Raw genomic sequence first — 21336 nt, 5'->3', positions numbered from 1 at the left:
ACCTGTGGGTGAAGCGCGGGAGATTCGGGCCGTCCCGACGGCACCGGCCGGCGTGCGTCCTGCGTCCGGGGGCGTGCGTCGAGCGGCCGGTCAGGGTTCGGCTGGCCAGGATGACGCCGTCCTGTGGCGTCTTCAAGGCTCGGCCGGAAACCGGGCGGTCGGCCGCCTGCTCGCGTCGCCCAACGGCACATCGAACCGGCGGGCGGTGGCGGCGTCGGCCACCTTGGGCAGTCTTCGACCGCTGCACCGGGCGGTGACCGTGCAACGGTCGTGGATCGGGGATCGTGTCGCCTGGGTACGAAACGCGATTCGGGCCGGGAACTGGGAGACCGCCGATCCCCCGGGGGCCTATTACGTTCTCAATGGGCTGTCGCTGGACGATATGGTGCGCCTGCTGCGCGGGCTGACATCGTCGGAACGCGAGCAGCTGGCCAACAACCTCGAAGAACATGGCGGCGGCTCGGACCGGCCACGTATACATCTCGCCCTGGTCAACGCATCGGCGCCAGCGGCGAGCTCGGCGTTCCGCGAGCTCAGCGAGAGGCTCCTTTGGGCTATCCGCAGCGAGAACTTCACGACCCCGCCGGACGGAGCATTCCACATCCTCGGTGAAGCGACGTCCGGACAGCTCGCGGGCCTGGTCGCCGCCTTGAACCGGGACGCAATGGACGCCCTCATTGATCGGCGTGACCAGGCGCGCAATATCCGCGGCGCCAGCGAAGCGATGGCGGCGATCGAGCGTAGGCGGGGCCGGGGCGGTCCGACGCGCAGCGAGCAGCACCTGATCGACCTCGTCGAGGGCGGTGCGTGGGTGCGGTTCTTCACGGAGTTCAACGGCATGCAGGAGTTCGACCAGCTGCGGTTCCTGCGCGGTTCGCAGGGCGTCGTCCCCAGCATCCGCGACAACCTGCAGGCGGCCAATGGCATCGCCGATCCGGTCCGCGTGCGCTACCTGCTGGAACGGGCTACGACCTCGTCGGCGGCGAGCCTCTACGTGGACGCGGTGGTTCAGAGCTACTCCTGGCAGCCCAAGTACCGAGTCGAGCACCCTCAGGACCTGTCGCGAATCATACGTTTCGGGAACATGTTCGAGGTCGAGATCGACATCAACAAGATTTCGGACGAGCAGATGAGTGAGGAGGCGGCGGACAAGCAGTTCCACGAGGCGACGCCAGGTCCGGGCGGCTTCCTGTGGCCCGCCGTCCTCAACCGCAGCACCCTTCCCGTCCTGTGGCAGGCGAAGCAGCGCGTCCGGGAGCAGCAGGAGCGGATTCTCTTCGATGACGTGCTGCGCGACGGTATTCTCGTCGTCCAGTACTTCCTCGATGTTGTCTCGCCGGTCGCGCATGGCTTCGCCATCCGTTCGCTGGCGGCATTGCGAGGGGCGTCACTCAGCGAACGCTGGATGAAGGGTGCGCAGGTTGTCCGGGGCAGGATGCCCCATCAACCCGGGTCCGGCTACGCCACCAGCCTCGGGGAGCTCGCGGAGGGGCCCATCCTGCGACGGTACTACCCCAATGCCAGGAGCGCGCCGCCCAAGTTCCGGGCCTACGACGGTGTGGAGGGCGGCGTCGCAACCGAGACGCTGACGACGGAGGGGCCCAAGGCCAAGCGCATCACAGTGGTCAACCAGAAGATCAAGGGCGGACGGTGGATCAGCATCAAGTCGATCCTGTCACCCAATGACGCCAACCCCGAGAACGTCCGGAAAACGGTTAACGCCGCCTTGAACGACATGTACAACGAAGCCCACAACCCGTCGTTGAGAAAGCCCGCCCTCGATCCCGACCCCGTACACCCTGACACGTTCTACCGGATGTACAAAGAGACTCCCGACCGCGTCACCCTGCATATCGAGCTTCCCGTCGAGCGAACTCCCGAGCTGGAATCCGCTGCCCGGGCCGCCGCCAAGCAGTCCACTGTGCCAGCTGAGCTGCCGGACTTCGACCTTGTGATCAAGGGGACCTCCGACTGACGACCTGCTGGCCTGCACGAGCGCAGGCCGCCAGTGCTCGCTGGGACAACACGCGTGAGGCGCCTCCGGGACGTCCAGCGCCGCCTATCGCGCCAGCCAGAGCAGGGCTGCCCCGGCAAGGTAGGCGAGCAGGCCGCCCAGCGGCATGCCGACGAGGTAGTGGGCTCTGGAAGGAGCCACGTTGTTGCTGATCAGCCCGGCGAGGGCCCCGGCGTAGGCGGCCACGGTGAGCACGAGGCAGCGGACCGGGCTCGTGGGCCGGCGTGCCGGCCACCGCGGAAGCCGGCCGGGCGCCGCCAGCCGGCCGGGCGCCGCCAGCCGGCCGGGCGCCGGACGCCGGGCGCGAATCTCGATGCGGCCGAACACCGCCACCAACCCGGTCATCATCACCGTGAGCATGAGGAACCAGGGAAGCCGCCAGAGCCACCAGGAGAAGGTGCCCGCCGTCGGCGTCGGCAGCGCGTCCAGGGCGTCGAGCAGGCCGACGAGTAGCAGCACGGCGCACATGTGCCACAGGTAGAGGGTGAAAACGACCATGTTCACCCCGATCACGGCCTGCCAGGGTCGTCGGCGGCGCAGCCAGCGCTCGGCGGGGCCGCGCAGCATCATCACCAGGCCCAGCTGGAACGCGGTGGCGGCGATCAGGGCCAGGGTCGGCGGTGAGGCGTTGTGCGGCTCCTGCCCGGAGACGTCCACCATGCTGACGGGATAGGGCCCGGCCAGCGTCAGCGCCATCACCGTGGCCAGGCCACCGAACAACAGCGGTGCCCACACCCGCGGCCGGAAGGGCAGCCGGCCGTCCCACCAGAAGAATCCGATCTGGTGCATCACCAGCCAGCCGTAGACGTAGCCACCGTCCGCCAGCGCGGGATGGCCGTTGATCCGGGCGAGGTCTCCGAGGGCGACGAGGACGACCAGCACCACCACCACGGCCCAGCCGAACCGCTGGTGCAGCCGGTACATCGCCGGGGTCAGCAGCACCACGACGAGGTACGCGGACAGGAACCACAGCTGGATCGTGGCGAACCAGATGGCCAGCCGGGTGAGACTGCTGTCGGCGCCCAACGGCTGGGCGAACAGTGCGAGGACGGCGAGCACCACAAGGAAGGCGGTGGTGGGCCGCAGGAGGCGGCTTCCGCGGTCGCGCAGCCAGGTGGCTGTGCCGCCGCCGCGGCCGCGGTGCGCGGCCAGCGACGCGGCGTTGGCGTACCCGCCGGCGATGAAGAAGAGCGGCATCACCTGGACCAGCCAGGTGAACGGGTACATCCACGTCATCGACTCGAGCGCCGAGTGCCCGGTCAGCTGCCCGTTCCTGTCGTGGGTGATCACGCTGACCAGCCAGTGGCCGAGGACGACCAGCAGGATCGAGATGGCGCGCAGCAGATCGACGTACCGCTCCCGAGATGGCGGCGTCTGCTCGGCCAGTTCGCGCAGAGCCGGCACAGAGGCAGCCTTCCACGGGATGGTCCGCAGGCGCCCGTGTCCCGCCTTCACCACCGCCACGCCCTGATGACATCGGACCTACGACAGGACCTCGACCCGACGGATCGCACCAGCAGGGCCGGGGAACCTTCGCCGCTCCGCCATCGCGCTGTGGTCGGCTTCCTGGTCAGGCTGTGACTGTCACCGTTCCGGTCATCGACGGGTGGATCCTGCAGATCACCGTGAAGGTTCCCGCCTTGCTCAGGGTGACCGTGGCGCGCTGGCCCTTCTCGAGCTCGCCGGTGTCGAAGCCACCGGCTTCGGATGTCCATGTGTGTGGCGCGTCGTCGTTGTTGACGACGGTTATCGTCTGCCCCACTTTGAACGTCGGGGTCTTCGGGCTGAACGCGAAGTTCTCGATGGTCACGGTCGTGGCGTTCGGCGCGCCGCCCGCCGTCGCGCTCCCCGAATCCGCGGCCGGGGCCGTCGTGGTCGACGGGTGCGATCCGTAGGACGACGAGTGGTCCGCGCCGGCCGCCGTCGCGGTCACCGAAGCTGACGGACTGGGCGTGACGGCGACATCCGTGCCCGTGTCGTCGGACCCCCCGCAGGCGCCCAGCAGGAAGGCCAGTGCGGAGCCGGCGACGGCGACCCGGCAGGACACGCCCACCATTCCCGCTCGGCGTCCTCCATTCACGCGTACCAGGTTCACGGCAGCTCCTCGCAGGTCGTGACCCGCCTTTTTCGGTGTCATGGCCCGACACCGCCGGCGGATCGGCCGGGGACCATGCTGCTGCCCGGCGCACCACTCGGGTGCGCTCTGTCATTCTCGCGACCGTCGCTGATGTGGTGTCGGGGAGCGCGCAGTCATGCAGGGGGTGGGTCCGAGGCGGCCGGTGCGGGAGACGGCTGACCGCCGTTCGAGTGCGCCGAGGCGGGCGAGTCGGTCTGCGCGGGCCTCGGGCCTCGGGCGTCCTCGTGACGTAAGCGTTCACCGGGCGGTGACGGTGAAGGACACGTATGTTCCGGCGGGCTCCACCTCGGGACCGCCCGGCCGCCAGGAGACGCTGAGTTCGCGGCCCTGGGTGACGGCCGCGGGCAGGGTGACCCGGAAACGGAAGTCCTGGCTGGATTTCGCTGCCAGGACGGGCACGGGCCGAGTGTTGAGGCGGTAGGTGGACCTGGTGTTCACCGCGTCCCGGGTGGCGTCGCCCAGGGAGAAGAGTTCCTGGCCGTAGACGACGCCGTGGAGGTCCATCGGCGCGTCGGCCGGGTTCGTCAGCCTGATCACGTAGTCGATCGTCGCGCCGGCCGGAGCCGTCATCGCCGCGGGGCTCACCAGGGTCGCGGTCAGGCCGGTGAGCGCGTAGCGGGGAACGGTGACCGGATTGAGCTCGTCCCATGCCCCGACCGACAGGAACGTGCGCAGCTCGGGGTGGATCTCGCTGGAGGAACACGGCGGCGCGGAGGCCGCTGTGACGGATGCCGTCAATGTTCCGCCGCCGTGCGGCAGGGTGAGCCGTAGGGCCTGCCGGCCGTGGGAGCCGCAGTAGGGGGCCGACCAGTCGAGGCGCAGCCCGGCGCGCTCGCCCGGGTTGACCTGGGTGATCCGCAGTTCACCCTGCTCGTCGATGGCGTTGCTCACCTCGACTCGGGTCGGCTGGTCGTCGACCAGCAGTTCGGCGTCGCTGCGCCCGGACAGTGTGCAGGGCTGCGTCGAGATGTTCGTGGCCTCAACCGTGCCCATCAGGCCGTACGGACCGGCCCGTCGGATGGCGCGTGACTCCTGGTCGTCGGCGCTCGGGTCGACGTGTGGGGTCAGGTCCTGCCAGGCGGGGAGGACGGCAGCAAGGTCGGAGGCCTGGCAGTGACGGTCCGTCGTGATGGTCCAGCGCAGGCGTGCCGGCCGGGTGAACTCGGAGTCGGCCGCCGGCTCGTCCACCCACGGAACCGTGCCGTCGGCCGCGAGGGTGGCCGGTGYGGACACTCTCGGCGGCAGCGGAGCGGCCCTCGTATCCGGGGCGCGGTCACATCCGGCGACCAGACCGCACGCCGTTATAGCCGCCGCCATGGTGACCGGTGCGGTATGTGCCCTGATGTGCCTCATACGGTCGAGTACATCCGCCACCTCGACATCGGTCATGAGTACACGTACTCATAAGCGCGGCGTAACGGCTCCCCGCGCTGCTCGAAGCGCCGCCAAGGGACCTGTCGTCCATCCCGAGCCGGGCGCCCGGCTCGCCCCACAGTTCGCTCAGTGGGACAGCACGGTCGCGAAGGCCAGCCACGGTGATATCGACGCGTTCGGGAGTGGAGGTCGTCCGGGCGGATTTCGACGAACCCGCGTCGCTGCGCCAGGCGGTGGCCACGGTCCGGACGATGTTCCTGCTCACCGCACCGGCCTCACCAACCACGCGCCACGACCTGGCCCTGATCGACGCGGCACGATCGGCGGGAGTGCGCAAGGTGGTGAAACTGTCCGCGATCGGCACAGGTGAAAAGATCGGCGCCGATGTGGTCGGGGCATCGCACCTGGCGGCCGAGCGAGCGGTGCGCGACAGCGGGATGAGCTGGACGATTCTGCGCCCGTCCAGCTTCGCTTCGAATGCCCTGCGCTGGGTCGAGGCAGCCGACCAGGGGCAGCCCGTGCTCGATCTCACCGGACCGGGCCGGCAGGGAGTCGTCGATCCCCATGATGTCGCCGCCGTCGCGGTCGAGGCCCTCCTGTCGTCGACGCACATCGGCAGGATCTACACACTGACGGGACCGGAGCTGCTGACCATGACCGAACAGGTGGCCTGCCTGTCGCAGGCGGTGGTACGCCGGATCGACACCGTCGCAGTGAGTCTTGAGCAGGCAGCCGACGAGATGCTCGCAGCCGGGATGGACAGATCCGCCGTCGACATGATCATTATCGGCGCCGCCTGGGTCCGCGCCGGCCACAACGCCATCCTGACCGGCGATGTGGCCGCTGTCCTGGGCCGTCCTCCCGCCAGTTTTCAGTCCTGGGTCCTGAGGTGCCGGCAGGCCCTCGGCGCCTCACGACCGACGCCGCTTGGCCGCCGTCGGACACCGCCCGGGTGTCGTCGTCGCCGGTTCGTCTACGCCGAATGGCGCAGGTCGTACTCGTTGGCGACGACCCCGGAGCCGAAGGTGGTGGATGCGACCAGCCGCGCCGGACGCGGCCGGCAGTCGCCCTCGAACAGCGAGATTCCCGCGCCGAGAACGACCGGGTTCACCTTCAGCACCAGCCGGTCGATCTGCTCGGCCAGTGCGCTCGCGAGCGTGCCACCCCCGCAGAGCCAGATGCTCCCCCCATCTCGCCTGCGTAGCCGTTCGACCTCTGCTACCGGGTCGGACGAGACCAGGCGGACGTTCGCCGGAACCCGCTCGTTCGCGTGGCGACGGGTGAAGACGACCTGCTCCAGGTGTGGGTAGGGGTCGATCAGGCCGACCCGGCGGCCTACGTCGTAGGTCTCCCAGCCCATCAGCACGGTCGTGAAGCGGGAGTTGTCGGCTGTCAGTCCGAGAGCTGTCAGCGCGGGCGCCGGCAGTGTGTCCGCGTACTCCCGGAAGATCCAGTCCATGTGGTCGCCGGAGGTCGGGAACGCCGAGAAGTCGCCGTCTGGCGCCGCGATTCGACCGTCGAGCGAGACCGCGACGTAGTAGACGAGCTCACGCATGAAACCTCTTTCCACTGCACCTGTCGTGGTTGCAATGTACGGCAGGTGTCGTGGTTGGCGCTACCCTCCTTGTCGTGGCCCGCAACAACGAACGACGCACGGAACTTGCTGACGCCGGACTCGCCGTCCTGGCACGGGAAGGCGCCCGAGGTCTCACCCATCGAGCGGTTGACCGGGAGGCCGGCGTCCCGATCGGCACCTCGTCCAACTACTTCCGCTCGCGCGCCGACCTGTTCGACGGGATCGTCCGCCGGATCGGTGAACGGCTGGCGCCGGAGCCGGCGGTCCTGGAACGCCTGGGCAGGCGCGAGCCCTCGCGAGAGCTGTTCGCCGACTACATCAGCGACATCGTTCGACGGATGACCACCCACCGCGACCTGACCATCGCCCTGTTCGAGCTGCGCTTGGAGGCAGCCCGCCGCCCCGAGGTCGCGCAGCGCCTCACCCCCTGGTTCCGGGACGCCTTCGCCGCGGACGTCGCCTTCAACACCGCGGCCGGACTGCCCGGCGACGCCGCTGACATCGCGCTGTTCCACTACGCGATCGACGGCCTGATGCTCGACCGCCTCACCGTCTCGATCGACCCCGGTTCCGCCGCGGACGCTGTCGCGCGGGATCTCGTCGACCGCCTGCTCCCCGAGGCGGACTGCGCTTCGTAGAGCGTGAGCAGGGGCGGAGGCAGACGAAGCCGCTGCCAAGGGCGCGCGAGGCCTGAGGTGAAGGCGGGTTCAGGTAGTGGCTACCAGGACGTCCTCGCCGCTTGATGGGCGCAGGCCGTCGGGCCGGCCGGTGAAGTAGCGTTCCGCGAGCGCCGTTCCAGGTATGTGGCGGACATCCTTGAAACCCGCCTCGCGGGCCATCGCGAGCATTTCGTCGGGTGGGTAGAAACTGATGAACGGGGTGTTCGAGGCCCGTGCGCCTCTCCTGGACACGTCGAGCCCGGCACGGTCGGCGTCGTCGGTGAGCAGCTCGGGCGGCAGCAGGAACGTCATCGCGACCGTCGAGCCGGGGGCGAGCCCGGCGATCTGGCGCAGAGTGGCGGCGGTGGCCTCCTTGGACAGATACATGGTCACGCCGGTCGAGGCGACGACAGCAGGCCGCGTGGCGTCGAAACCGGCGGCGGTCAGGTGCGCGGGCCAGCCCCCGTCCGTCTCAAGGTCGACGGGGACCATGCGCAGCCCGTCCGGGATGCCATAGCCCAGGTCGATCAGGCGCTGGCGCTTCCACGCCTGGGGGCCGGGCTGGTCGACCTCGAACACGGTCAGGCGGGCGGCGATCTCCGGCTCGCGCTGGACGAACGTGTCGAGACCGGCGCCCAGGATGACGTACTGGTCGACGCCCTGGGCTGCCTTCTCGGTGACGAGGTCCTGGATGAGACGCGCGCGGGCCACGATCGACGCGCGGAAGCCGCTGGTGGCCTGCGGGTCCATGTCCGGCCGGGCGCGCCAGTCGCCGTCGGGGGCGGCCAGGTGCAGGCCGATCTCGTCGGTGAGGACGTGCGGTGGCGAGTCGACCTGGACGTGCATCGCCCGCCAGAGGGCGACGCGAACGGCGGTGCTGTCCGGCGTGGTGCTGTCCGGTGCAGTGTTCTCCGGCGCGGTGCTGCGCGGGCCGGTGCCGGTCACGCCTTCACGTCTCCCAGGTCAGCTCCGCCGGGGGCCTGAAGACTCCAGAGCCGCCCGTCGGGATCACGAACGGTCATCTCCCTGGTGCCCCAGTGGGTGTCCTCGAACGGGGTGACGACCTCGACGGCGGGGTCGGGCTGGAATGCGTCCGCGTCAGGCACCTTCAGCACGATGCGCGGCGCCTGGAGTTCCCGGGACTCGGGAATCTCCGCGATGAAGACGTAGGGACCGTCGCCGTTGCGAAGCTGGCCGGAGTTGTGGCCGGTGTCGAACTCCAGCCTGAAACCCAGCGCCTGGAAGAATCCTGCCGCCCTGCCCCAGTTGTGGGTCTCCAGGAAGACGGCTTCGATTCCTTCGGTCGTCATGTCAGGTCTCCGATCCTGATGAATGCGATCGTTGCCCGTGGGCGTTGTCGAGGTAGGCGCGCAAGGCCTCGGCGACGAGCGCCGAGAGGGACAGCCCCGACTCGATGGCATGGTGTTTGACCTGCTTGATCAGCCCGATCGGCAGGTACACGTTGAACTGCTTGACGTCCTCGTCGCCCACAGCCAGGACGCTAGCATGCTAGCAACCTAGATGCGAGTCCGATGGTCCCCGGTCGACGACTCGGTGCCGCCGAGTCGTCGGTGTCGTGGCGGGGCGCCGGCTGATCCGAGCTGCGGTCGCGCTCCGCCATCCCGTGCCGGCGGAGCGCGGGCCCGCCAGCCGGCCTGTGGAGCGCAGCCAATCCGCAGGTGGGTAGAAGGTGGCGGCGCGCCGCATCGACAATTCACCGCACAGAAGATAAAAGGGGCGCAGAGTCGTTTGGTAATTCGCAAGAGCTGAGGATTTCGGCTGTCGGAACGACCAAAATCCTCAGCTCTTGCTCGGCAGCAGCCAAAAATTCGAAGCTCGGGATTTTGCCGCATGCTCTGGGACGACAAAAATCCTGGACTCTTCGAGTCGTGGCACCGTGCCGAAGCACGGCCACACTCCTACACGTCGAAACTCCTACACGTCGAAGTCGGTGTATACCGGTGCGTGGTCGCTCCAGCGCTGAGCGTATGTCGGTGCCCGGTCGACGGCGGCGGCCAGGACCCGCTCGGCGAGTTGGCCGGTTGAGATCAGGTAGTCGATGCGCCAGCCAGCGTCGGTGTCGTAGGCGCGGCCTCGCCACGACCACCACGTGTATGGGCCCGGCCGCTCTCCCGCGAAATTCCGCACGACGTCCACGAAGCCGTCCTCGGTGAACAACTGGTCGAGCCAGGCTCGTTCCTGGGGCAGGAATCCGGCCTTCTTGAGATTGCCCTTCCAGTTCTTCAGGTCGATCTCGCGGTGGCATATGTTGAGGTCACCGCAGACCAGCACGTGCCGACCGTCCGCGGCCAGCTTCGCCATGCGTTCCCGGATCGCGGCGAGGAAACGGTACTTCTCCTCCTGCAGGGGTGTGTCCGCCTCGCCGGTGTGTACGTAGACGGACACCACCGTCAGCAACCCGGGATCGCCGTCGAGCGAGAAATCCGCCTCCACCCATCGACCCGTACCGGTGAAGTCACCGAGCCCCAGACGGACGTCCACCGGCGCCATCCGGGCGAGGATCGCGACCCCGGCCCGGCCCTTCGCCGCCGACGCCTCATGGACGATGTGCCAGCCCGGCCCGACCGCGTCCGCCAGGATCGCGTCGTCGGCGCGCACCTCCTGCACGCACAGGATGTCCGGGCGCCGGTCCTCCAGCCACGTGCCCATTCCCCGCCGTCTGGCCGCGCGAATGCCGTTCACATTGACCGTCGCCACTCTGAGCACCGCGCCCCGGCCTCCTCATCAGCACCTTTCCACCATGGAAGCAGGGCGGGCGGTCAGTCCGGGTGGCGGGGTGGGTTGGCCGACGGCCGGACGAGGCCGATCTCGTAGGCGAAGACGACGGCCTGTACCCGGTCGCGAAGCTCGAGTTTGCCGAGGATGCGGCCGACGTGGGTTTTCACGGTGCCTTCGGCGAGGACGAGCCGGGTGGCGATCTCCGCGTTCGACAGGCCGGCCGCGACCTCACCGAGGACGTCGCGCTCGCGGTCGGTGAGCCGGGCGAGCCTGTCCGCTCCGTCCCGGCCGGGTCCTGCCCCGAACGGGCGGTGACCGGGACCCGACCCGGTGTCGTCCAGGTCGGGCAGGCGGTGCGCGAAACCGTCGAGCAGCCGCCGGGTGGTGCTCGGCGCGACGACGGCGTCCCCGGCGGCGACCGTGCGGATGCCGGCGAGCAGGTCGTCCGGCGGGACGTCCTTGAGCAGGAATCCGCTGGCGCCGGCCCGCAACCCGGCGAAGGCGTATCGGTCGAGGTCGAACGTGGTCAGGATGAGCACCTTCGAGGCGCCGCCGGAGGCGACGATCTGCCGGGTCGCCTCGATGCCGTCGACACCCGGCATCCGCACGTCCATCAGGACGACGTCCGGGGCCAGCTCGGCGGTGAGCCGGACGGCGGTGGCACCGTCCCCGGCTTCGCCGACCACCCTGAGGTCCGGCTGCGAGTCCAGCACCATGCGGAAGCCCATCCGCAGCAGTGGCTGGTCGTCGACCAGGAGCACGGTCGTCGTCACGATTTCCCCGCCTCCAGCGTTTCCTGCGCCGTGTCCGGATGGTGCGGGCTGGTCGGGCTGGTCGGGCTGGAACTGTCCGCGGCTCTGATCCGAGCGGTGACCCGCCATCCGTCGTGCCGGCCGGTGACCGGCCCCGCGGTCAGTGTCCCGCCATGCAGAGCGGCGCGTTCCCGCATGCCCTGAACTCCGCGTCCGCCGGTCGGCGCCGGACCGGTGGCGGGCACGCCGCGGCCGTCGTCCACGATTTCGATCTCCACACCGACGGCGTCGTACCGCAGCAGAATCCGTGCCCGCGTGCCTGGCCCGCTGTGCTTGAGAACATTGGTGAGCGACTCCTGGACTATGCGGAACACGGTGAGCTCCGCGTCGGCGGTGAGCGTTCGGCGCCTTCCCGCACTGGTGAGTCGCACGGCCAGTCCAGCCTGCCGGATCTGGTCGATCAGGTCGTCGAGGTCGCCGATTCCCGGTTGTGGTGCGGTCTCGGCGGGRCCGGTCGGATCGGTGATGGCGGTCCCGGTCCCGGTCCCGATCGCGGCCGCGGTCAGGTCTGCGATGCCGGCGGTGTGCCCAGCTCCCGCTCGTACCCCGGCTCCTGCTCTCACCCCGGCTGCGGAGGCCGCGGACGCCGCGGAGGGCGGCGGTTCGATCTCGGTCCGCTCGTCGCGCAGGACGCCGAGCAGCCCGCGCATCTGCGCGAGCGCCTCACGGCCGGTGGCCGAGACCTGCTCGACCGCCCGCGTCGCCCGCGCCATCCCCTCGTCCACGTTCGTGGCTGGGCCTGCGGCTGTGGCCGGGCTGGACGCCGGGCTGGACGCACGGGACGGATCGGAGAGCGCGGCAGGGGGAGGCGCTGCCGGGCCGCGCAGGGCGAAGGTGGCCCCGTCCGCCAGCGCGATCATCACGGAGAGGTTGTGCGCCACGATGTCGTGCATCTCGCGGGCGATCCTGGCCCGTTCCCGGGCCGCGGCGAGTCTGGCCTGCTGGTCCCGCTCCCGTTCGAGCCTGGCCGCGCGGTCGGCCAGGGCGGTGAGGTAGGCCCGCCGGGTGTTCATGTTGACGCCGAGCACACCGGCGGTGATCCCGAGCGCGCCGAGGAAGACCGCGACAGCGATCCGGTCGTAGAAGCGGGCGTCGGGCAGGCCGACGCAGAACCATGCGACCAGCGCGGTGAGGGCCACGGCCGCGGCTGCCGCCATCCGCCGCGGCCGCCGCGCGGCGACCGTGTAGAACGCGATCAGCAGCGACATGGTGCCGAAGTTCTGAACCCACAGAAGAAGCTGGAGGACCGCGGCTGCCGAACAGGCCGCGAAGACCGCGATCGGATGGCGCCGCCGGAGGCACAGCGGCGCGACCGATGCGACGATGAGCAGCAGCGCCACGACAGACGGACCCGCCAGATCGACAGTGGGCGGCAGTGCGACGAGACCCAGCATCGAGGCCAGGGCGGAGTCGACGAAGACCGGATGGGCCCGCAGGGCGCGGCCTACCCGCCCGTGCCGCATCCGTCCGAAGACCACACCGGGGACATCCGGCGGCTCCGCCGTGCTCATGCCGCTCATCCTCCTCTCGCCCACACCCTCGCCGCCCACCGCTCGCTTTCCGCTTTCCGCTTTCCGCTTTCCGATTGCCGCTTGCCGACCGCCGACCGCCGACCGCTGGCCCCGCGGGTGTGCTCGGAGGCGGCCGTGCTCAGACGTCCCGGCGGCCCAGGACGACGGCGGCGGCGACCAGCGTCACCACCAGGTAGACGGTCATCATCACCGCGGCGGTGCCGGGGGAGAACGCGTCGCCGGAGCCCTGGGTGGAGATGAGGACCTCGCCGATCGAGGCAGGCAGATACCGGTTGATCGACTGCATGCTCGCGGGCAGCAGGCCCACCACCATCGGCAGCCCGAGCAGGACGGCGAGCAGCGCCGACACGGCGCCGGCGGTGCTGCGCAGCAGCGCGCCGATGGCGAGGCCGAGCAGCCCCACCGCGGTCAGGAAGAACGCGCAGCCGACGATCGCCCGCGCCGCGCCCGGCGAGCCGATCGAGACGCTGAGATCATCGCCGGCGAGGATGGCCTGGCCGACGGTGAACGAGAGCAGACCCGTGACCAGCGTGAGGGCGAACGCGACACCGGCGAACACGACGGCCTTGGCCCAGAGCACCGGTAGCCGCCGGGGAACCAGGGTCAGCGTCGCGCGGATCATCCCGGTGGTGTACTCGCCCGTGATCATCAGCACACCGAGGACGCCGATGGTGATCTGGGCCAGCAGCGCGCCGCCGAGGCTGGGGGCGGTCGCGTCGAAGTCGGCGTTCTCCGGGTCGAGGGTGGTCCCGTCGGTGGCTATCGCGCAGAGCAGGACCGCGAGGCCGATCATCGCGACAACGGTGAGGGCCAGGGTCCACCAGGTGGACCGCAACGACCKGAACTTCGTCCACTCGGATCGGAGCAGGCCGAGAAGGACGACGTCCCCCGCCGGGCCCGCGGCGTTCGCCGCTCCGCTCGCGCCGACGGTGCCGGTCCCGTTCGCTGAACGGGTCGCCTTCGCCGAACGGGTCGCCTTCGCCGAACGGGTCGCGTTCGCTGAACCGGTCGCGTTCGCCGGGTCCGCGACGTCCCTGCCGCCGGCGGGGGCCGTGATCGTCCGACCGTCCCGGGGATCTGTGAACTGGGTGTTCATCGGTTCGCTCCGATACCGGCCGGTGCCGCGTTCGTGAACTCGACGGCGTCGCGGGTGATGTTCATGAACGCGTCCTCGAGGGAGACGAGGCGGGGGGTGAGCTCGTGCAGGGCGATCCCGCCGGCGCGGGCCAGCTCGCCGATCCGCGCGCTGGCCAGGCCCGCGACCTCGATCGTCTCGGCGGTCCCGATCGCCGTGGACACCTGATCGGGCGTCGGGCCGGGCCGGTGGCCGAGTGGGTCGGCGGGTTGGTGGCCCGGGGCACCGGCGGGCAGCAGGGACGCCGCCGGGTCGGGCGTCGCGGTGACCGTCGCGCCCTCCCGGACCAGCATTTCGGCGAGTGCCGCGGCATGTGGCGAACGGACGAACACCCGGTTCCCGGAGGCGGCGCGGACGAAGTCGGCGACCGACGTCTCCTGGATCAGCCGGCCCCGCCCGATCACGATCAGCTCGGTGGCGGTCAGCGCCATCTCGCTCATCAGATGCGACGAGACGAGCACGGCGCGACCCTGTGCGGCGAACCCGCGGAGCAGGTCGCGGATCCAGCGGATGCCCTCCGGGTCCAGCCCGTTCACCGGCTCGTCGAGGATCAGCGTCGACGGGTCGCCGAGCAGGGCGGAGGCGATGCCGAGCCGCTGGCCCATCCCGAGGGAGAAGCCGCCGGCCCGTTTGTGGGCGACGTCGCGCAGGCCCACCAGCTCGATCACCTCGTCGATCCGCCGCCGGGCGATGCCGTGCGTCTGGGCGAGCGCGAGCAGGTGGTTGGCGGCGCTGCGCCCGGTGTGGATCGCCCGCGCCTCCAGCAGGGCCCCGACGTGGCGCATCGGTGCGGCCAGCTCGCGGTAGGGCCGGCCGTCGATGAGCGCGGTGCCGCCGGTCGGCCGGTCCAGGCCCAGGATCATCCGCATGGTGGTTGACTTGCCGGCACCGTTCGGCCCGAGGAAGCCGGTGACGACCCCCGGCCTGACGGTGAAGGAGAGATCCTCGACCGCGACCTTCTCCCCGTAGCGTTTGGTGAGCCCGCGCGCCTCGATCATGTGTACCCCGCGTCCGTCGTCGACGTCCGGCCGGCTGCCGGCTGACGTCCCAGAACGCTAGGGATCTTCGGGGCCGCCGCCGACCACCGCGAGACCGATCTTCGGCGACCGCCACGTACCTCTCAGGTCACGGCTCCTACGTCCTGAGAGGTACACCCACCCGCGTGCCCACGAGCAGAGCGCGGACGTCGCAGGCCGGATAGGCCAGCGGAGGACGCCGCAGTGAGTCCGTGCGGCGACGGGGCACAGCCGCAGGGCGATCGTCGCCCGCTGGGCGCTGATCACGACGCTGCGCGAGGGCTGCGGCTGCGAGGGCGGGTCGAGCCTGTCAGGTATCGAGGCGCCGTAGGCGTCGCACCTCAGCCCGTAGCGACTCCAGCTCTGCCCGGGGGATGGTGACCAACTCGGAGGCCTCGACGCTCACGATCGACTCCCTTGGCTCGATGCTGGCCCCCAGTCCAGCGGGCGCAGAGCCGCAAGATCGAAATGGGAACCACATGCGGTCGCGCCGTCCCGGTTTCGGTTACAGGGGGTACCTGTGCGCGAAACCGGGACAATGCAAAAGGACGTACGGGTCCTCGGCACCGCACCCCCACCCCGCCGATGAGGTGTCGATGAGGGCCGCCGGCTATGGCCACGCGCACTGACGCCTGGTCCAGCCTTGCGCGACGGGATCGGCGACGCAGATGCGGAGAAATTTCGGTAATCGCGTCGCGGACACGGTGCTGGCCGGGTATGTTTCCGTCCCGGAGGATCTGCTCCTGACGCGGTCTGCGCCGCGGGAAAGATCTGTTGCGCTCGTCGTCATCGTTCGGGTCGGTCACCTGAGAGGTGTGCGGCGAGAGTCCGGCGACGGGTGACGTCACCCCGGACGTGGAGTACCAGCCAAGCGGTCGTCCGGCTGGTACTCGCCTGGTGTCTCACGTGCCACAGCGTTTTCGGTGAGAAGCGCCGAGGGGTGGTCCCGTCCGGGGTTCTTCGATTCTTCGGCCCACCTTGAAATCGCCGTGAGCAGTTCGTGATGTCTTTCCCGTCGTGGCTGGTGAACCTGTCCATTCGGGTATTGAGGAAGAAGGCGATGGCGAAGAAGTCCCTGCGATCCCCCTTGGTCGCGGCACTCGTTCTGGGTACCGCGCTGGCCGTCACGCTGCCCGGAACCGCTTACGCGGCAACCACCATCACAGTACGTACCGCGACCCCCGCGTCCGGGCCGGGCACAGCCAACACGGAGAACACGAGCGACGCGAACTGCCGGAGCGGCGGCGACACCGACGACGTGGTCTCCGGAGTCGGCATTCTCCAGACCATCGGCACCGCGGCAGCGCAGAGCAATCTGCACGTCAAGGGAATCGTCCCCTTCAACGGGACCAGTGAGTACACCCTCCCGAACTCCTACTCGGACGGGGTCGTCGGCACCAACGCGACCCAGGCGCGAGCGGTCGGTGCCACGGGTGGTTCGGGAGGCGGTTTCGATGCCGCCTTCGGGTCGACTCCGTATGCGATGTGCCTGGATCCGGGCGGCACGATCACGGGTACCCAGATCGTGATGGACCACGTCGCGGGGCCGACCGCCCCGGGAACAATCGACCTGGCGGTGGCGACCTGCCCCGAGGGCACCCGTCTGCTGGGCGGCGGCGCGCGAACTCTCCCGGGCACCGTGGGGCCCCTCAAGCCAATCGTCAGCTACCCCACCTTCCTGGACGGCACCGGCCCGGGTACCCACGACAACGGTGCCATCGCCGCCGCCGACGGGGAGATCAACCCGGATTCCTGGGCCGCGGGCGGCTCGTACGGCGGTATGAGCACGAGCTCCAGCAACGTCACGTACGCATACGCGATCTGCAGCGGGGAGGAAATCGACGTCAGCGGTGTCACTGTCACCGTGCGATACGACGACTCGAGTGGTCCGACCAGCAACACCGACCTGCACGAGACCACGGTCGGATGCGACGAAGAAGACGGAACGCTGATCAGCGGCGGCGCCGGTATCAGCGGCGGTGACATCACCACCTCCGACTTCACCGCACCCGGAACCCAGGGCGATCACCTGAACGGCAGCTACCCCAGCGACAGCAGCGGGAATCCGCTCACCACCTCGCCGGCGCACTGGACGTCCCTCACGCACACCGGCGGAAGCGGCTCGACAGGTGCCACCACATCCCACGTCTGGGCGCTGTGCCTGACCGGCAACTGATCGGCAACTGATCGGCGACTGGCCGGCAACCGATCGACACGCACAGCACGGCACGTCCGTAACACGGAGTGACAGATTGACCTCGGCAGGTGGGGCGACGTTGGGCGGATGCCCCGCCTGTCGAGCCACCCGATGCGCTGGAGGATCTACGGAGCGCCGCCGCCGACCTCCAACTTCCGCATATGAGGGTGATTTCACCGTAAGTTGTTGTTTTTGCGGTTCTACAAGTAGTACCGTGCTGCTCGCCGAGACGGATGACGGTCCGTGACCGGTGTGGTCGCCGGCGTCTGCGGTGCCGCGCCATCAATCGGCTGGGCCGCAAGCAACGTCGGGTACGGGGACTTGCTGCGCCTGTGGACCGACCAGTTGATGTCAGGGGGGCTCGCGCGATGCGACGCAGGGACTGGGCCAGGGCCCGAGGTCGACGACCGGTGGGATCTGGGCGATCGCGGGGAGTGGCCGTCGCCCTGTCCGCTCTCGTGGTGGCTGTCGCCGCGGTGGCGCCCACCGTCATAGCGCCGGTCGTGGCCGCGGCGGCTGAACCGCAGGAACCACAGGAACCGGTGATCCGGGTCGCCTCCGCCGAGCTCACTGTCCCGGCCACGCCGTCGGCCTCCGCGACCGCGGTGACCTCGTGTCCGGCGGGCAGCCGGCTGCTCAGCGGCGGTGCGCTGGCCAGCGGAACCGATGCCACCGCCGCCAGCGGGCTGCGCGCGAAGGCGACCTTCCCCAGCCACGCTAACGGGACCCGGATCGAGGACAGCACCGGGGAGATTCCCGAGTACTGGGCGGCCGTCGGCGATGTCACCGGTCCGCCCGGGGACGGTGGCAAGGTCTCCAGTTTCGCGGTGTGTGTGGAGGAGGCGAGGCTGCTCGGCCAGCTGTCGGTCGTCGCACGGCTCGCGGTCGGCCCGACCCAGGCGGGCGCCGTCCAGGTGACGGCCCCGTGCCCCGGCGGAACAGTGGCGGTGGGCGGCGGCGGGCTGATGGCGTCGGGCGGGTCGCTTGCCGGCATGACGACGGTCAGCAGTTTTCCCAGCGACGCCCAGGGGAATCCGCTCCCGGACGGGGCGGCGGACCCTCGGTACTGGACGGCGGTGGTGGTCGGCAGCGGGGCGGCCCCGACGACCACGCGGACCATCGCGAGCGTCATGTGCGCCAAGCCCGCCGACATGGATGTCCGGGTGGTTCGCAAGGACGGCCTGGGCCCGCAGGCCGGCAACGGCCAGGTGACCTACACGGCCAGCTGCCCGGCGGATCTCGCTCTGCTGGGCGGAGGGCAGCATCTGAGCAGGGGCGCGGGTGGGGCGTATGCGCCTGACGCGTATCTGCGCGGCAGCTATCCCAGCGACCAGGCGGGCGTCCCCGCCGGCAACGGGTCGACCGGTCCGTCGTCGTGGAGTTCCACCATCGTCGCCGGTGCTTCCGGCGGGACGGGCGATCAGGTCGCGAGCACGTTCGCGCTGTGTGGCGACTTCGACCACGACACGACGACGTCGCTGGCTACGAACATCACGAGCCCGCTGTTCGGCCGGCCGGTCGAACTGACGGCCTCCGTGCTGCCGGCGCTGCGCGATGTCGGCACCCCGACCGGAACCGTCACCTTCTCCGACGCGACGAGGCCGCTGGCGACCGTTCCCCTGAACGCCGAGGGAAAGGCCGTCTTCCGTACTCCCAGCCTGCAGCCCGGAACCCACTCGATCACGGCGAGCTACGGCGGAGGCCCGACCTTCCACCCCAGCTCCACGGCACCGACGACGATCACGGTCAGTTTCAGTGAGCCGTGCCTGACCACGGTGCACAAGAGCACGATGACGGTGCGGCCTGAGCAGGCTCTGTGTATCGGTCCTGGCGGCCTGCAGAAGGGCCCGGTGAACGTCGAACCGGGCGGCGCGCTGGCGGTGACCAGCGGCGAGATCGCCGGGACGGTTTCCAGTAGCGGCGCCTCCGCGTTCACGCTGTGCCAGTCCACGGTGGGCGGCCCTGTCACGGTGCAGGGCAGCACCGGTCTCGTCCTGATCGGTTCGGACGATCTGCCCTGCGCGGGCAACACGATCAAGGGCAGCCTGACGGTGACCGGCAACACCGGCGGCGTACAGGTCATCGGCAACACGACGAACGGCCCACTGACGGTCGAGGGCAACAGTGATCCCGGCCCGGGTCCGACCGACCCGCAGGACCCGCAGGACCCGCAGGAACCGCAGGAACCGAGGGACCCGCGGGAGCCGGTGATCCACGTGGCCACCACCGACCTTCCCGTACCGCCGGCGTCGTCGGCGTTCGCGACCGCGGTGACCGCGTGCCCGGAAGGCAGCGTGCTGGTCAGCGGGGGGTTGTGGGGCAGCAAGGTCGATGCCACCGACCCCGTCCCCCCGATCAACGGCCTGCGCGCGAAGGGGTCCTTCCCCAGTGACGCGAGCGGGACCATGAGCTCGACCGGCACGCAGAACCCGCAGTTCTGGGCGGCCGTGGGTAACTTCGGTGGGCAGGCCGAAGAGGGTGACAAGATCACAAGCTTCGCGGTGTGCGCGCAGGGAACGCAGCTCGACCACCGGGTGGTCTCGGTCGCCTCCGCCCCCGGCCCGCTCAGAGCGGGAAACGTCCTGGTCACCGCCGCGTGTCCGGAGGGAACCGTCGTGGTGGGTGGTGGCTCGCACACGCTGCCGCCGGAAGCGGCCACCCTGAAGGCGGTGGGTAGCTTCCCCAGCGACGCGCAGGGCAACCCGCTCCCGAACGGGGCGTTGAACCCCCGGTACTGGACCGGTATGGGCGTTGCCAACGGGCGGTTCGACGTGCCCCCGCAGACCTTCGCGTACGCGGTGTGCGCCGAGCCCGGTGAGATGGACGTCCAGGTGGTCCGGACGGAGCGGCTCGGCCCCCAGGAGGGCAGCAGCTACGCGATCACCACCGCGACCTGCCCGACCGGCCGCACCCTCATCGGCGGCGGTGTGCACCTGCTGCAGGGCCCGACCTCGGGGCCGGTGACCGGCGGCACCCATCTGCGCGGGAGCTATCCCAGCGACGCACTGGGTGATCCCGCCGTCAACGGTGCCACGAACCCCGCATCCTGGAGTGCGGTCATCGCGGCCGGCGGCTCGAGCGGGACAGGTGACGCACCCGCGCTCGGATTCGCGCTGTGTGCCGACTTCGATCACGAGTCGGCGACGTCACTGGCGGCGAGCACCCCGAGTCCCCTGTTCGGCCGGGCCGTCGAGCTGACGGCCTCGGTACAGCCGGTCGTGCCTGATGCCGGCAGCCCCACCGGTGCGGTCTCCTTCTCCGACGGGGAGACCCTCCTGGCGGTCGTTCCGGTGACCGCGGGGCAGGCCGTCCTGCGCACCACCAGCCTGCAGCCCGGTGCCCACCAGATCACGGCCCGCTACAGCGGGGGCCCGACCTTCAAGCCCAGCACCACCACGGCACCGACCACGATCACGGTCGGCTTCAGCCAGCCGTGCATCACCGCCGTGCACAAGGCCGCCATCACCGTGACGGCCGACCAGTCCCTGTGCATCGGGCCCGGCGKCCAGCAGAAGGGCCCGGTGACGGTCAACCCCGGCGGCGCGCTCGCCGTGACCGGCGGCGAGATCGCCGGGGCGCTCTCGGTCAACCAGGCTGCCGCGTTCACGCTGTGCCAGTCCTCGGTGAGCGGTTCTGTCACGGTGCAGAGCGGCACCGGGCTCGTCCTGATCGGCTCGGACTACCTGCCCTGCGCGGGCAACACCATCAACGGCACCGTCACCGTGAGCGCCAACACCGGCGGACTGTCGGTCAGTGGCACCACGATCAGCGGGCCACTCACGGTCCGGGACAACAGYGGTGACGGACCGGACCCCGGCGACCCGGTCCCCGCCATCACCGCGAACCGTATCGGCGGCGGGCTGAGCTGCACCGGAAACATCCCCACCGTGCGGGAGCAGGGCAACACCGTCAACGGCGTCCGATCAGGACAGTGCCGTTAGTCAAGACAGTGCCGTTAGTCAGGACAGTGCCGTTAGGACGCCAGCCACCGGTTGACAGACCCATCGGGCCCCGTCAGCTGGTACCCGTCCGCTTCGAGTTCGACGGATCCCGGATCCCCGGCGCAGTCAGCCCGGGATCCGGGATCGTCGCGTCTTCGGTAGCCAGGCGCGTCGGTAGCTAGGCACGCAGTGTAGACACGCGAC

General features: G+C 70.0%; 16 protein-coding genes and 1 pseudogene. 5 read left to right on the top strand and 12 right to left on the bottom strand.

The features are described from left to right. Positions 1-4 precede the first annotated feature (4 nt). The gene (locus CcI49_RS36460; RefSeq protein WP_131831283.1) at positions 5-1975 is read left to right on the top strand and encodes a hypothetical protein; all 1971 of its coding nucleotides are present in this window, start codon (positions 5-7) and stop codon (positions 1973-1975) included. 84 nt (positions 1976-2059) lie between these two features. Here the strand turns inward: CcI49_RS36460 and CcI49_RS36455 are convergent, their stop codons facing one another. The 3 genes from CcI49_RS36455 to CcI49_RS36445 all read right to left on the bottom strand — a co-directional run bounded on the left by CcI49_RS36455 (position 2060) and on the right by CcI49_RS36445 (position 5339). Then, positions 2060-3418: an acyltransferase gene (locus tag CcI49_RS36455; RefSeq protein ID WP_076834137.1), complete on the bottom strand. Its 1359-nt coding sequence runs from the start codon at positions 3416-3418 to the stop codon at positions 2060-2062. 166 nt (positions 3419-3584) lie between these two features. Next, complete coding sequence (locus CcI49_RS36450; RefSeq protein WP_076834125.1) at positions 3585-4109, bottom strand: cupredoxin family copper-binding protein; 525 nt, start codon at positions 4107-4109, stop codon at positions 3585-3587. Positions 4110-4388: 279 nt separating this feature from the next. Continuing rightward, positions 4389-5339, bottom strand: a complete 951-nt coding sequence (locus CcI49_RS36445; RefSeq protein ID WP_158230873.1) for a DUF4232 domain-containing protein — start codon at positions 5337-5339, stop codon at positions 4389-4391. 347 nt (positions 5340-5686) lie between these two features. On the opposite strand from CcI49_RS36445, the pseudogene CcI49_RS43900 reads away from it, so the two are divergent. Continuing rightward, a pseudogene (locus CcI49_RS43900) lies at positions 5687-6154 on the top strand (NAD(P)H-binding protein); the annotation flags it as partial. 344 nt (positions 6155-6498) lie between these two features. On the opposite strand, the gene CcI49_RS36435 reads toward CcI49_RS43900, so the two are convergent. Next, entirely contained in the window at positions 6499-7080 is a 582-nt protein-coding gene (locus CcI49_RS36435; protein ID WP_076834120.1) for a dihydrofolate reductase family protein, read from the bottom strand. 74 nt (positions 7081-7154) lie between these two features. Between CcI49_RS36435 and CcI49_RS36430 the strand changes: the two genes are divergently transcribed. Beyond that, positions 7155-7739, top strand: a complete 585-nt coding sequence (locus CcI49_RS36430; protein WP_054568402.1) for a TetR family transcriptional regulator — start codon at positions 7155-7157, stop codon at positions 7737-7739. 69 nt (positions 7740-7808) lie between these two features. On the opposite strand, the gene CcI49_RS36425 is transcribed toward CcI49_RS36430, so the two are convergent. From CcI49_RS36425 to CcI49_RS36390, 8 genes are all read right to left on the bottom strand, one after another. Beyond that, positions 7809-8606, bottom strand: a complete 798-nt coding sequence (locus tag CcI49_RS36425; RefSeq protein WP_054568616.1) for a class I SAM-dependent methyltransferase — start codon at positions 8604-8606, stop codon at positions 7809-7811. A 95-nt stretch (positions 8607-8701) separates the two neighbouring features. Continuing rightward, positions 8702-9070, bottom strand: coding sequence for a glyoxalase (locus tag CcI49_RS36420; RefSeq protein ID WP_054568401.1), 369 nt, complete (start codon positions 9068-9070; stop codon positions 8702-8704). A 1-nt stretch (position 9071) separates the two neighbouring features. Then, the gene (locus CcI49_RS36415; RefSeq protein WP_054568400.1) at positions 9072-9251 is read right to left on the bottom strand and encodes a CopG family transcriptional regulator; all 180 of its coding nucleotides are present in this window, start codon (positions 9249-9251) and stop codon (positions 9072-9074) included. A gap of 444 nt (positions 9252-9695) precedes the next feature. After that, the gene (locus CcI49_RS36410) at positions 9696-10487 is read right to left on the bottom strand and encodes an exodeoxyribonuclease III (RefSeq protein ID WP_076834116.1); all 792 of its coding nucleotides are present in this window, start codon (positions 10485-10487) and stop codon (positions 9696-9698) included. Positions 10488-10540: 53 nt separating this feature from the next. After that, positions 10541-11272, bottom strand: a complete 732-nt coding sequence (locus CcI49_RS36405; RefSeq protein ID WP_076834114.1) for a response regulator transcription factor — start codon at positions 11270-11272, stop codon at positions 10541-10543. Then, the gene (locus CcI49_RS36400; protein ID WP_076834113.1) at positions 11269-12822 is read right to left on the bottom strand and encodes a histidine kinase; all 1554 of its coding nucleotides are present in this window, start codon (positions 12820-12822) and stop codon (positions 11269-11271) included. Before CcI49_RS36400 ends, CcI49_RS36405 begins: the two co-directional genes overlap by 4 nt. A gap of 139 nt (positions 12823-12961) precedes the next feature. Beyond that, entirely contained in the window at positions 12962-13939 is a 978-nt protein-coding gene (locus tag CcI49_RS36395; protein WP_076834111.1) for an ABC transporter permease subunit, read from the bottom strand. Further along, positions 13936-14976 carry an ABC transporter ATP-binding protein gene (locus CcI49_RS36390; protein WP_054568396.1) on the bottom strand — a complete coding sequence of 347 codons (1041 nt, stop codon included), beginning with the start codon at positions 14974-14976 and terminating at the stop codon, positions 13936-13938. Before CcI49_RS36390 ends, CcI49_RS36395 begins: the two co-directional genes overlap by 4 nt. 1078 nt (positions 14977-16054) lie before the next feature. Here CcI49_RS36390 and CcI49_RS36385 point away from each other — a divergent pair. Then, positions 16055-17170, top strand: coding sequence for a hypothetical protein (locus tag CcI49_RS36385; protein ID WP_054568395.1), 1116 nt, complete (start codon positions 16055-16057; stop codon positions 17168-17170). 431 nt (positions 17171-17601) lie between these two features. Further along, positions 17602-21132, top strand: coding sequence for an Ig-like domain-containing protein (locus CcI49_RS43895; protein WP_241840464.1), 3531 nt, complete (start codon positions 17602-17604; stop codon positions 21130-21132). The last annotated feature ends 204 nt before the right edge of the window (positions 21133-21336 follow it).

The organism is Frankia sp. CcI49, assembly GCF_001983215.1.
Classification (GTDB): Bacteria; Actinomycetota; Actinomycetes; order Frankiales; family Frankiaceae; genus Parafrankia; species Parafrankia irregularis.
Note: the sequence above shows the minus strand (reverse complement) of the source record. Positions and strands in the feature narration are given on the sequence as shown.